At 39.2% G+C, this 13,753-nt stretch carries 11 protein-coding genes; all 11 read left to right on the top strand.

Annotated elements, in window-relative coordinates:
- A partial coding sequence (locus tag MHM87_RS18510; RefSeq protein ID WP_239260603.1) for a hypothetical protein occupies window positions 1-2,222 on the top strand: 2,222 nt, incomplete at its 5' end.
- 6 nt (window positions 2,223-2,228) lie between these two features.
- The gene (locus MHM87_RS18505; RefSeq protein ID WP_239260601.1) at window positions 2,229-3,395 is read left to right on the top strand and encodes a hypothetical protein; all 1,167 of its coding nucleotides are present in this window, start codon (window positions 2,229-2,231) and stop codon (window positions 3,393-3,395) included.
- Between the two features lie 18 nt (window positions 3,396-3,413).
- Complete coding sequence (locus MHM87_RS18500) at window positions 3,414-4,619, top strand: hypothetical protein (RefSeq protein WP_239260599.1); 1,206 nt, start codon at window positions 3,414-3,416, stop codon at window positions 4,617-4,619.
- Complete coding sequence (locus MHM87_RS18495; protein ID WP_239260597.1) at window positions 4,612-5,571, top strand: sulfotransferase; 960 nt, start codon at window positions 4,612-4,614, stop codon at window positions 5,569-5,571. The genes MHM87_RS18500 and MHM87_RS18495 overlap by 8 nt, the downstream gene beginning before the upstream one ends.
- Window positions 5,568-6,248 (top strand): 6-hydroxymethylpterin diphosphokinase MptE-like protein, encoded by a 681-nt coding sequence (locus MHM87_RS18490; protein ID WP_239260595.1) that lies wholly within the window; start codon window positions 5,568-5,570, stop codon window positions 6,246-6,248. The genes MHM87_RS18495 and MHM87_RS18490 overlap by 4 nt, the downstream gene beginning before the upstream one ends.
- A gap of 51 nt (window positions 6,249-6,299) precedes the next feature.
- Entirely contained in the window at window positions 6,300-7,160 is an 861-nt protein-coding gene (locus tag MHM87_RS18485; protein ID WP_239260593.1) for an SMP-30/gluconolactonase/LRE family protein, read from the top strand.
- A complete protein-coding gene (locus MHM87_RS18480; RefSeq protein ID WP_239260591.1) occupies window positions 7,154-8,062 on the top strand; it encodes a glycosyltransferase family 2 protein in 909 nt (302 codons plus the stop codon). Before MHM87_RS18485 ends, MHM87_RS18480 begins: the two co-directional genes overlap by 7 nt.
- The gene (locus MHM87_RS18475; RefSeq protein ID WP_239260589.1) at window positions 8,055-8,732 is read left to right on the top strand and encodes an acylneuraminate cytidylyltransferase family protein; all 678 of its coding nucleotides are present in this window, start codon (window positions 8,055-8,057) and stop codon (window positions 8,730-8,732) included. Before MHM87_RS18480 ends, MHM87_RS18475 begins: the two co-directional genes overlap by 8 nt.
- Window positions 8,725-9,660 carry a phosphoglycerate dehydrogenase gene (locus MHM87_RS18470; RefSeq protein WP_239260588.1) on the top strand — a complete coding sequence of 312 codons (936 nt, stop codon included), beginning with the start codon at window positions 8,725-8,727 and terminating at the stop codon, window positions 9,658-9,660. The genes MHM87_RS18475 and MHM87_RS18470 overlap by 8 nt, the downstream gene beginning before the upstream one ends.
- A complete protein-coding gene (locus MHM87_RS18465) occupies window positions 9,650-10,405 on the top strand; it encodes an SDR family oxidoreductase (protein WP_239260586.1) in 756 nt (251 codons plus the stop codon). Before MHM87_RS18470 ends, MHM87_RS18465 begins: the two co-directional genes overlap by 11 nt.
- A gap of 24 nt (window positions 10,406-10,429) precedes the next feature.
- Entirely contained in the window at window positions 10,430-12,766 is a 2,337-nt protein-coding gene (locus MHM87_RS18460) for a hypothetical protein (protein ID WP_239260584.1), read from the top strand.
- Window positions 12,767-13,753: the final 987 nt, after the last annotated feature.

The following is a 13,753-nucleotide window of genomic DNA, read 5'->3' as shown; positions in this document are numbered from 1 at the left end:
CAGAGCAAGCGCTAAAAGTGTCGAATGAAAATGCATCGCAGTTACAAACAAAGCTTGCCTCAGCAGAAGAAGAGCAACAGTTACTGCTGCTGAAAACTACTCAGTTACAAGAAGAGCTAGAAGCTACCTCCCAAAAAGCCAGCAAGCTAGAACCGACAGAGCAAGCGCTAAAAGTGTCGAATGAAAATGCATCGCAGTTACAAACAAAGCTTGCCTCAGCAGAAGAAGAGCAACAGTTACTGCTGCTGAAAACTACTCAGTTACAAGAAGAGCTAGAAGCTACTGTTAAACAAGTCAGCAAGCTAGAATCGACAGAGCAAGCGCTAAAGGCGTCTAATAAACAAGCATTACTCTTACAGCAAAAGATTACTAGCGCCAATGAAGAGGCACAACTTGCTGTATTACAAATAGCGCAATTACAAGAAGAGCTAGAGTGTACTTTTTCTGAATGCGAAGCCATTAAAGTTAGAGAAAAAGAGACATCTGCAAGACTTAGTACGCTACTAGAGACAGATAAGCAATTTAAAGCGTTGCAAACAGAGCACGTATTTCTAACAGAGCAGCTTTCTCAGCTACAGAAAGCCTTAGAAAAAGCTGAGCTTGACAAAGAGTTGCTGGCAAAGGCTCACAACGAATTACAACAAGCGCAATTAGAACGAGCAGGAGCAGGTACAATGAGTAGTGAAAAGCTACAAAATACCGAATTAGAGTTAGAGCTTGCGTCATTGCAAATATCTCAGCTTCAAGAAGAATTAGAGCACTATTATCTTGCCTTGCAGGAGAGCGAACGTTCGCATCAAAAAGGATTCATGCACACCACAATGAGCAGTAACAAAATTCAAACCAAAGTATTTAATAAAGCAGCCGCTAGTGAGCTTTCAATAACTGGTAAATACGAAGAGGGCGATTATCAAGATATTCACTTAACCCTTCATAACGTTTTTCTTCCTAATGATAAACAGTTAGAAAGTGTCAAAGCAAAGCTTATAAATGTAGCTGGTCATATTGGTATAGAGTTTAGAGCGCAAGAGAATGAAGGTTTGTTTAGAGAGTTCGAAGACTCTTCAGACGAATATGGCGCCTACCTTCGTTACTTTTTAACTGTCCCAGAAAACTTGCAAGTACAGCAACAGCAAACGATAGAGCGACTAGATGCTTCCGAGCGTTTACTAGTAATGTGCAGTATTAACATAATCGCCGAGCAGTTACAAAATCCTAATATATCAACAAACACAGAGGTAACCCCGGAGCATTGGCGAAATTGGCGAAAGGCTGCTATTTCGCTATCAAACCATGTTGATACATTACCAAACTGGTTAAGCTTCGACAGCGTTTCATTGCGTGAAGAGTACGTTACTGATGGTTACGAGCATTTGTGGTTAATATTTAAAGGTGTGTTGTTGGGTAACATATGGCGCAACACGTTAGAGTTAAAGCTTACCGCCAATGTAGTAGGTGCGGCCAGCAATGGCGAATTTAGCGATGCATTAAATATTGAATTTAGAGAGCTAGAAGACGGTAGTGCACCGCTTGTTACTTGGCCGCCAGAAGGAGCTGATGATTATGGCCCTAAGTTAACGTTAGCGATAAATAATCTAGAGCAGTTAAATGACCTGGCCACGCAAGACAGCCAGTTGATAAAACATTTAGTCAATAATCTCCCAAGTATATTAGAAAAACTGAACATAGAAGAGCGTAAATTAGCGCATAGCAAAGAAGCATGGGCGAGCGCTGCGGTTAAAATGCTAACTCCTTCAGCCGAGCCACAACAACCAAAAATTGAAGCAGACATTGCTGCTGCGCAAATTTCTGAAGAGCATGAAATATCAGACGTTACACTCGTATGCGAGGAGGTGGTAAGTGCAGGAAGTTACCAGCATATTGTTTTTACACAGCAAGGCAATAACACCAAAATAAAGTTACGCGCTGAAAACGTCAACCCAGACACATTCGATGCTGAGGTTTATGTAGAGCTTAGAGACGGCACTAATGATGTTGTTTATAACGAGTCGGAGTTTTTTGGCGAAGACGACTATGGGCCGTATGTAAAAATACCTGCCGAAACACTAGAACAACTTAAACGCGCCCAAAATACTACCGACTTAGTATGGGTACGCACTGTTTATCAGAGTGCTTCTGACAGCATTGACAACGCAGAGGAAATAGACGACTTGGTAAAACTTTTATGGAAGAACGTTCTAAGCCGTAAAAGTGAAAAGTAGCACTTGATGAAACAAGTATTTGTTATCGACCCTGGCATGATGGAGGCAGGTGGCCACCATGCTGCATTGATAAGTACGCTTGCAAGTTACGATGATGTGGGAAAGCAAAACATTACGCTAGTTACTCATAAGCAACTAGCAGGTTCGCTGCTTACCCAAGCTGAAGAGCAGGGTATTAGTGTTATAAAGCATTTCGATTCGAATTTTTATGAGAATTACGATAGCGCGTTCTCATTGAAATCAGCAAGCTCACAAAGGTATATACGAATGCTTGCTAGCGAGTACTTGTCCTGTTTTAACGCTGTTGTTACCGACCAAAAAACTTATTCTACGATAACGTTTTTTTACCCGTGTTTAAATTGGGATCATGCATTTGCGTTAAACTTGGCGTTAACACGTTGTCAGCAACAAGGTACTCTTGATGGTGCGCAGCACAAAGTATGCTGCATGTTTATGCCCGGAGACCGCGACGACCATATTAAATCGTTGTCGTATAAGCAGGCGTTTACGGCGCTTTCGGTAATCGACGGGGTATCGCTTTTTGCCTCTGACTTTGAAACTAAACAGTTTTATGAAGAATTAAGTGTTTTGGTACAAGGTATTCATCCGTGCTACTTACTTCCTTGGGGCCAGATATCTACGACTCACACACCAAAAGGCGGAATACCAACTTTCCTATTGTATTTAGGTGATGCGAAAGAAAATAAAGGGTTTAACACCCTTCCGAACCTTATTGAAAAACTGCTGAAGCAATATAACAACAACGTAATATTAATAGTGCAGTACACCCTTGCTTGGGATTACCCAGAGTTGAAAAAAAGTATATGTGCGCTTGACGAATTAAGTGCCAAGCATCAGCAAGTGAAGTTATACACAGAGTATTGGAGCACTGCCTCATTAGTGAAGCAATTGAAGAGTGTAAACGCCATTTACTGTACTTACAGCGTTGATGAATACCAATATAAAAGCTCTGGTCTTGCATGGCTAGCTGTTTTTTTTAACATACCAGTTGTTTTAAATGGTGATTGCTGGCTTTCTCGTGAGTTTGATCGTTTAGCGCACGATTATAATTACATTTACCATAAACGAGAAAAATGGGTGCCTAAATGCCCTGATGAAAAAGCGCCCGGCTACTTTCGCAGCTTGTTTGGCAATTTAATACATTGGTTTTAAAAATAGGTTGGGGGTCATATGGTTAAATTTTACATACAAGGCTTAATGAAGTTCACTGCAAAGCAGCTTGGTAGTATTGTATATATTGGCGCGGGTAGCGGAGGGCGTGCTGCCGAACTATGCGAGCTAAACCCCAAAGTGCTAACTGCAGTAGAAGCAAGTTGTCAGCTTTTTAAGTCGTTAGAGCGAAAGTTAAAAAAGTATAAGTTTACTAATGCGCACAATGGATGGGTTTTTCCCAATAACCAAACTGAAGGAATGGTTAAGTTTTATAACAACCCTCGTTTTAACTCACTTAAAACGTCAAAAGAGCTGGCTTATGGAAACGTAAAGCTAAAAAGCGAAGAAAATGCAAAAGGAAGATCGCTGAACGACGTGCTTTCAAAAAGTGAGTTGTGTGAAGAATTTCTTAATTTTCTTGTTTTAGATGTTGCTGGTGCTGACTTACTATTACAAGGTCTAAATGAAAATACTGAGCTTGTAAAAAACTTAGATTTTATATTTATTACACAACCATTGCTTTCACAAGATAAACAAGACATTAATTTTTTCACGTGCAATGAATACATTCCGCTCCCTGTTTTTGGTGATACTGAATACCTGTTGTTTCAGAAGAATCAAAGCTTTTTGACAAACACCAAGCAAAAAGAAATTGACGAATTGCGCGTAGAATTAGCGAATTCAAAAGCGCACGCGGAAGGGGTAGTAGAAGATGCACAACAAGCGAAAAACGCTCTATTAGTGGAAATGGAAGAAATTAGAATAGAGTTAGAAAGAGTAACGCAAGCAGATGAAATAAAAGAAAAAGAAGCTCAAGAAAAAATAGCTAGCATCACCGATGAGCTGACTTCAGCACAACAGAAAGTTAATACACTTAATGGAACTATTGAACAGAAAGAGAAAAAAGTTCAACAGTTGAGCGGTGCGTTAGAACAACTGAAGAAAGATAGTGAACAGCAAATAACCCATCTTACAAAGCAAATAAGTACAGCAAAAGAATTGGAACAACGTAGCGCTAATACTTGCGACGTAACCAGTAAATTAAACTTAAAGCTACAGAGTGACCTCGACGATTTAAGACAACGATATTCAGAAAAAATTCAAAATGAAGAAGAGTTAACTAACTTGGTTAATGAACTTTATGTAAAGCTAAAACAAGCTTCTGAGTTTTATCATGCGTTGGAGTTGAAACACCCAGAGATTGCGAGTGGTTCGCATGAATAAAGATACTGTTGAACTTGGGCAGTTGCACAAAGAGTTAAACAGTGCGCTTGCTTTGATTGAAGGAAGTGTTAGTGAACTTCCGAAGTTGCCTACATTGTCGTCAAATATAATACAAGAGTCTGAAAGCTTACTTGAGCAATGCGAAGCCGTTGTAGCAAAAAAGCAGCGTTCTAAACCAGTAATTCGAATAATTCACCATCTTGCATGTAGTGGTGGAACATTAATTTCCAAATGTATTGCGGCGCTCCCAAATACATTTCTGTTAAGCGAGATTCACCCTACTACAAGGTTACATTTAGGTGCTGGCAAACCAAAGTTCAGCCCATCAGATATAACGACATTAGCTAGATATGCTAATTTGCCGAATGTTGATGAGTTAGCTTGGGAAATACTTAAGAATAATATTGATATTACTTTAAGGCATATCACAAGGCATGGTGGTTTTTTGGTTCTGCGAGAGCATACGCATTCAGACTATTGTGTAGGGCCTAAAGCAGTAATAAGTTCTCAGTTGGTTGACAATTTAAAGCAGCAGTATGATGTATGGAATTTAGCTACTGTAAGGCACCCAGTAGATTGTTATGTTTCCATGAAGCTAAATAATTGGCTACATTTCGAACCTCAAAGTTTTGATGAATATTGTAAAAGATATCTTCTGTTTTTAAAGCAATTTGACCCTCATCAAATTATTAAATATGAAGACTTTGTTGCTAGTAGCGACAAAACAATGACGAGAATAGCGAATATTTTGAACCTTCCTTACTCACCGGCTTACAGAGATGTATTTGCATGCTTTAACGTTACTGGTGATAGCGGGCGTGGTAGTGGTAGTATCGCCCCTAGAACACGACGTGCTTTGCCAGATGATCTTATTTCTGAGATAAACGCTTCAGCTAATTACGCTAAGCTCGTAAAGCGATTAGATTATGACAGTACGGTAACTTGCTCATGAAGCCGAGCAAGCTTTATTACAATCGACACGTTGGAAAGCGTTGTGTTTTAGTCTGTAATGGCCCTTCATTGAACAAAATGGACCTAGGTTTTTTAAAGCACGAGATTGTTATCGGTCTAAATAAAATTTATTTAGGGCTAAGGCGTTTTGGGTTTTACCCTAGGTATTATGTCGCTGTAAATAAAAAAGTGATTGAACAATCTGCCAACGAAATAGCCGATTTGGCCAGTGTTAAGTTTATAAGCGACCGAGGAAAGCACCTTATAGTCGATGATCCGCTTACTAACATCATTCGCACTAAAGATTATGCTAGAGATTTCTCATTCGATATAGGAGATGGTGTTCAAGAGGGCTATACAGTAACTTACGCAGCATTACAAATTGCTTTTTATCTTGGTTTTAGCAAAGTAGTGATTATTGGTATGGATCACCGCTTCAGTTACGAGGGAAAGCCAAATGAAGAGAAGCTTCACGTTGGGGATGATATGAATCACTTTACAACGGGTTATTTCAAAGGACATAAATGGGATAATCCCGATTTAGTCAACTCTGAGCGCTACTATAAAATTGCTAAAACTGTATTCGAACAAAACGGAAGAGAAATCATAGACGCGACCGTCGATGGCGCGTGCCCAATTTTTAAAAAAATGAATTACGAACAATTATTTAAAAGTTGATAAAATTCATAGAAAGGTGCGCTTAGGCGCGCTCAACTAGAGAAAAGTACAATGCAAAATGCTCGCTTTATTTTAGGGGAAAGCCCTGTTTGGCAAGAAGGCGAATCGAGTTGGTACTGTGTCGATATAGTTGGCGGCACAATTCACAAGCAAGATACGCATAACAACATTACGACACAGCGAAATAGTGATTATGTGTCTAATATAGTTTGTTCTCAACGTGGTTTTTTAGTGAGCCAAGAGAACAGGGTTTTTCATACCTGTAAAAATTTCAAGCACGACAAGGTACTTTGCACCATTGACCAACCAACTTCAATGCGAACTAACGACGGTTCTGTTGGCCCTGATGGCAAATATTGGTTTGGAACCATGGAAAAGCACCCAAGCGGCTTAAACGGAAAAATTTACTCAGTAGACGCTAAAGGTACTTTATTAGTTCAAGGTGAAGATATTGGCATACCCAATTCGTTTATTTGGCTAGACAGCACTAATTTGCTTATTACAGATTCATACTTGCAAAAAACGTTTAAGATTGAGTTGCTTGAAAATGGTACTTTGGATTGGAAAAACCGAAAAATATGGTTAGATTTAAGCGCTACAAAAGGGACCCCAGATGGTGGCGCGTTAGATGAAGATGGCAACGTGTGGCTAGCGATTTGGGGGGCGGCTGTTGTAAATCAGTACTCTAATGAGGGAGTGTTGCTGAAGTCGATTAAATTGAAAGCGTTACAACCTACTTCTTGTGCGTTCGGTGGGGTAAACATGAATGAGCTTTTCATTACTACAGCCAATGAAGGTATGAGCGCAAATCAATTGAAATTATACCCCGAATCAGGCATGCTCATTAGGCTTGATATGGATGTTAAGGGTAGAAAATTACCTGTTTTTAAGTATGAAGAAGTAAAATGTTAGCAAGCGTAGTTATAAGAACGTACAACGAAGAACGTTACCTCAATGAGCTATTACAAGCTATTTCTACACAAAGAAATAATATTGTAGATTGCGAAGTCGTTATAATAGACTCTGGGTCTACTGATTCAACACTAGAAATCGCAAAGTCGCACAACTGTAGAATCACGCACATTAAAAAGTCTGAATTCACATTTGGGCGTTCACTTAATATGGGGTGTGAGTTTGCAAATGGTGACTTCTTAGTTTTCGTTAGTGGGCACTGTATTCCCGCGAGTGATTCTTGGTTAGATGAGCTTTGCAAGCCCATGGTAGATGGCATAGTCGATTATTCTTATGGTCGGCAAATGGGACGTGACACAACAAAGTATTCTGAGGATCGTCACTTTGAAAAGTGGTTTCCCGAATATTCTAAAATTCCCCAAGAGGGTTTTTTTTGTAATAACGCTAACGCGGCAGTAACTCGAAAAGCGTGGGAGTTATTCAAATTTAACGAAGAGTTGACGGGTTTAGAAGACATGTATCTCGCTAAGCTTCTTGTCGACGCAGGTAAAAAAGTTGGTTATGTTGCAACGGCGCCTGTTTACCATATTCATGATGAAACGTGGAAGCAGGTAAAAGTGCGTTACGAACGCGAGGCCTATGCACTTCAGCGCATAATGCCGGAAGTTCACTTCTCATTTTCAGATTTTATTCGCTACTTTATTTCTGGCGTTATGGCAGATAGTGCATCAGCAATTCGCGACAAATTACTACTCAAAAAGTTTGGTGAGATTTTATTGTTTCGCTTTTATCATTACTGGGGCACCTATCGTGGTAATCATGAACATCGCAAACTTTCTACAAAAATGAAAAAACAATATTTCTATCCTCTGGATACAGAAAGGGATTCACAATATGACTAATAAAGTTGTCGCATTACTGCCGATGAAGGCAAATAGCGAACGTGTTAAAGGCAAAAATTTTCGTGAACTAGCGGGCAAACCTCTATTTAAATGGATTTTAGACGAGCTATTAGCAGTAGCTGCGATAGACAAAGTAGTGATTAACACCGATGCGCGCCACATCTTAGAAGAAAACGGTTTATTCGAAACTGATAGAGTGATTATAAGAGACCGTAAAGAAGAGCTTTGTGGGGACTTAGTGTCCATGAATTTGATTCTTGCAGATGATATAGAGGCTGTGACGGCTGATACTTACATAATGACACACACTACGAACCCCTTGATTACCGCAAAAACCATAGAGCAGGGGCTAGAAAAATTTCATGATGCGCCATTGCATGACTCGCTGTTTACGGTAAATAAAGTGCAAACGCGTTTTTACAAAGAAGATTGTAGTGCGGTGAATCATGACCCGGATAACTTAATACGCACTCAAGACCTAGAGCCATGGTTCGAAGAAAATTCTTGTTTGTTCTATTTTACGAAAGACTCGTTTTTAAAAACAAATGCAAGAATCGGTGAAACGCCTTTAATGATGGTTACACCACCATTGGAATCGTTAGATATAGATGAGCCTCATGATTGGGAAATGGTCGCAGCGTTGGCTGAATATAGGAAAAAAGATGCATAAAGTTTTAGTAACTTGCCCTCCAATGCTGGGCCAATTTCACAAATTCGTTGAACCCGCAAGACTACTAGGGCTAGAACTGGTTCCCGCTAAAACAACCCAGGTTCTGTCAGAGGAAGAGCTTATCGAACTATTACCTGATTATGATGGTTGGATTATCGGAGATGACCCTGCTTCCAGACAAGTTTTTCAGGCTGGCGTAGAGGGAAAGTTAAAAGCTGCCGTTAAATGGGGGATTGGTGTTGATAATGTCGACTTTGAGGCGTGTAAAGATCTCGGAATTCCAATAATGAATACGCCAAATATGTTTGGTGGTGAAGTCGCAGACGTAGGCATTGCTCTTATGCTAGGCCTAGCACGCCAAACTTATTTTATAGATCGAGGCGTACGCGAGGGCGGTTGGCCAAAGCCTGCGGGTATGAGTATTTCTGGTAAGCACATTGGCGTTGTTGGTTTTGGGGATATTGGGCGAAATCTTATCAAACGCCTTAGCGGATTTGATGTAACGGTTACTGCATACGATCCAGGAATAGAGGGGAATCAAGGTTTTGATTTCGTAAAAAGAACAAACTTTCCAGACGGGCTGAATGAGTGTGATTTTTTGATTTTTACTTGTGCACTCAATCAGCACAATCATCATATGTTGAATGAAGAGACCCTCAGCCTAATGAAGCCTGGAAGCCGTGTTGTGAATGTGGCGAGAGGGCCGCTAATTGATGAGACAGCGCTCATTAACGCTTTAACAACAGGCCATATAGCGGCAGCGGCGCTAGATGTGTTTGAAGTAGAACCGCTTCCAATGAATTCACCTCTACGAGACATGCCGCAATGCATATTTGGTTCGCACAATGGTTCGAATACCGTTGAAGGTGTAGAGCGAGCTACAATGAAAGCGCTCGAAAAAATGGCGGGTTTTCTTAGTGGAAAGTAATAAAAAAAGGTGGGCACTTGTAACGGGGGCTAATGGCGGTATCGGGAAAGCTATTGTAAAAGCTTTCAGCGAGGAAGGGTATTCCGTAATTGCTACTGACATCACCGAATCTGAAATTACCGCGAATGAAGTTGTAAACTTGCGGATAGATTTAGAAAGAATAGTACTAGATGTTGAATATGCAGAAATATTAGCAGCGAAAGTGGCAGAAATTACTTCCAATTGCGGTTTGCATTGTTTGGTTAATAACGCTGCTGTACAAATACTCGGTAATACGAAGGAAATAACGAGGCAGGCATGGCAAACAAGCTTGAATGTTAATTTATCAGCGCCTTTTTTTATGACTCAGTTATTTCTGGACTCACTAAAATTGAATCAAGGCGCTATTGTAAATATTAGCAGCATACATGCATTGCAGACCAAACGTAACTTCGTATCTTATGCAACATCAAAGGGCGCACTTAGTTCCTTGACAAGGAATCTTGCAGTTGACCTTGGTAATGCAGTTCGAGTTAATGCAATCGAGCCTGCGGCGGTAAGTACCGATATGCTGAAAGCGGGTTTCGAGGGTAAGGAAGAACAATACAAAATGCTAGAGGCGTTTCATCCGATTGCGAGAATCGCTACACCAGAAGAAGTTGCGCAATTAGCGGTATTTTTATGTTCTGAACGAGCTTCTTTTATTCATGGTGCATGTATAAATGCAACGGGCGGCATTCATGGTTGTTTAAGCGATCCAGATTAAAAAGTTGCTAAAAGGAATAAGTAATTGAAAGTTGTTTTTTATCCAGAGTTTGAAACATTAGAGCAGTTCAACGATATCTATTACAGAGCGGTTTGGCACTTTACCCACGCAATAGAACTAAATGTTGAGTTTATGATTAACCCTGTGGTCGATCTAGCAAAACGCCACATTCCAAAAAGCTTTGATAGCAATATCCTAAAGCAAGAAGAAAGTTTTTTTAAAAAAGCTACTTTTAATAATGAGCCAAATAAGTTTTTAAAATCATTAGAAGATTCTGATGTAATCATGAAATGGCAAGAAACCGAAGAAGTAAATTCTTTTTTGTCTAAATTTAAAAACAAGCGAGTTTATCGCGTTGACCCAGGAAGAGTGAGACAAGAAGGTTCTTTTTACATTCAATGTGTGTTTGATACATCAACAAAGTTAACTATACAATCTAAAGAATCACAGGCTAAATTTTCAAATTTATGTGACAAATTAGGGAAGTATGAATCATCTTGGATCCTTGCCACGGGTCCCTCAGTCGAAGAGTATTCAAAACACTCTTTCGAAGATTCGTTGGTTATTGCGTGCAACAGCACAGTGCTCGATGATGATTTATTTAAAAAAACGTCTCCTAAAATTTTAGTTTTTGCAGATCCGATTTTTCATTTTGGAGCATCTAGATATGCCGCAGAATTCAGAAAGATAGTACTTAAAAGACTTGAAACATCTGATATATCGATAGTAATACCCTTAAAATATTATTCATTATTGACTAGTATTTTTTCAAAATATACTGATCGCATCATTGGATTGGAATTTGACAATAAGATTGATTTTAACCTGGACCTGAAATCTACTTTTAAAGTTAAAACAACGTCCAATATACTAACTCTTCTTTTATTTCCACTCGCCACTACGTTCTCGAAAAAAGTGAATGTACTTGGTTGTGACGGCAGGCCGTTTGAGAATGATGACTATTTTTGGGGACATGGCAAGTCTGTTCAAATTAATAGTGAAATGGACAATATTCAAGAGGTTCATCCCGGTTTCTTTAAGATAGATTATAACGAATACTACTTCGAGCATTGTCATATATTAGACGTTATGATTGATAAGGCTGTCGCCTCTGGTATAAAAGTTCGCCATTTAGCGCCGTCCCATATTCCAGCATTGCGAGATACCTACGAAATCAACTCAAAGGGTTATACGTTTGATGCTGCTATTATATTAGAACCAGATGGTATAGGACTCAATGGGCATTACGTTCCTTGGCATAACCAACTTATTAATGAATTGAAACAGGTTACTTCAAATATCACAGTGTTATGTAATAAAAAGCAGGATGTCAGTTTATATACCGCTGAAGCTGTAAACACTTTTACTTCGCATAGTTGGGCTATAAGTCGTTCAGATTGGGCTAAGAAGAAAAATTTTGAAGAACATGCTTCTTATCAAAAGTTTGCAACAGAATTGGAGCTTTATTTAGCAGATAATAAAGAACGTTTGCAAGGTAAGGTTATCTCAATTTTTTGCTACTATGGTTCTATTCAAATTTTAAATATCTTAAATTCGATTAAAAGACGAGCTAGGGATTTCGGTTTTGACTTGAAAGTTGCTATTTGTTTGTTTCACGAGTCTGTTATTTTGGACGACAAGCAATTGGCTCCAGTGCTACCACCTCAGTCACGAACTATTTTATTAGAGGCACAAGCGCAGAGGGATTCGTACAATGTCAGAGCAGTTACAGAGAGGTTATCTCACTTTTTGTATGACAAAATAGAAGTGTCAACACAACATATGGCTAACCCTTTGCCAGCGCCAGCTAATTCTCACATTGAGAGAGAAACGAATGCAGAGTTTACTGTTCTGTTTCCATGCGCGCTACGACCTGAAAAAGGTAGTGCGATCACTCAGTCTTTTATAGCTCATACATTATTAAATCCCTCGCAGTTAAAAATTGTTTCGCGTAAGCTAGAGCATGTAGATGCGAGTAAATATGAATCACTCTCTTTTATTCCAGAAAATGTTACTGACGATGAATATCGTATGCTCTTAGCTAATTCGGACCTTATTGTAATTCCATATCTAGCCCCGCAGTTCGCCTACCGTACTTCGGGTATAATTGTCGATGCGATGTTAGCAGGAAAGCCCGTCGTAACGATCCAGGATACATGGCTTAGTGATATTGTGAAAAAACATAAATTTGGTCTTTCCATAAAGTACCTATCGCCATTTTCAATGGTTTCAGCAATTAACACAATTAAAAACAACTATGATTTTTTTGCGTCGAATGCCAAATCAGCATTTATGGATTATAACGAATCAAATAGTTGGGCGTATCTTATTAGAAGTATGTTCTTTTTTTCAAAAAAATGACGATAAAAAATAGATTTGAACTGACTTTCCGAGTCCGGTTTCAGTCAAGCGAGATATTGTCTTAAACGTTGCAAGGTAAGTTTTCATATTGTGAATAAAGTAACTAAATTTACGGTTATTGCCAATTGCCAATTGCCAATTGTCAAGCCAAACCACTGGGGAGTATCATTCAACACATTGGCAATGGGGCTGAATATATGCCGGTCCCTGCGATACACACATTAGATAGAAATAATCCTGGACTGTTGAACGAATTGTTAAAAGAGGTTGATATAATAGTTCATCAGCTAATAGGGGATAGCTTTGGGCCTTTATCTATTAAGGCTTCCGAAAGGTGGCACACTGAAGGGTGTTATAGGTGATTATCACGACAGGAGAATTGTTGAGTCTGCTATTTTAAAATTGTCGGTTCAAGACACGTTAGATAAATTGTATGAGCCAATCGACAGTGAGGTTACGGCGGGAAGAATAGCCCAGTCTTTAGAAAGTTAAGCATAAAAGAACGGGTTTTAGACGTGAGTATAGATAGGTATATAGAGGAACACATGTTCCAAAAGAGGCTTTTTTATGTGTTTAACCAATCTATCAACGATTTATTGATAGAAATTGCTACGCAAGTTCTTGGCTGCCTTGGAATTTCGTTTTCTAACGAGCAATGTGAGCTGCTTCGAAATTTTGGCGACTATCTAAATTCTTATCAGGCCGCGATCGACTCATCTTTACTAAGCTCAATCAAATTATCTCAATAAACTGATAGACTGTACCGCGTAAAAGGATTAAACGATTTTAAGACCTATGATATTTAAGAGTATTGTAGTGAACAATTAAAGCAGTACTCTACTATTGAAGAATTTATTAGTTTATGCTGACCATAGGAAAACATTGATAGGTTATTGAAAAACATACAATGCGTTGAGGTCTTTATCTTAGGAGATGTATCTAGAGCTCACGGCAATAAAATACATATCAATGTTAGGTTCTATAAAA

The organism is Alteromonas sp. Cnat3-28 (assembly GCF_022348265.1).
Taxonomy (GTDB): Bacteria; Pseudomonadota; Gammaproteobacteria; order Enterobacterales; family Alteromonadaceae; genus Alteromonas; species Alteromonas macleodii.
The sequence above is the reverse complement of the archived record's forward strand: the minus strand, read 5'-3'. Positions and strand labels throughout refer to the sequence as shown.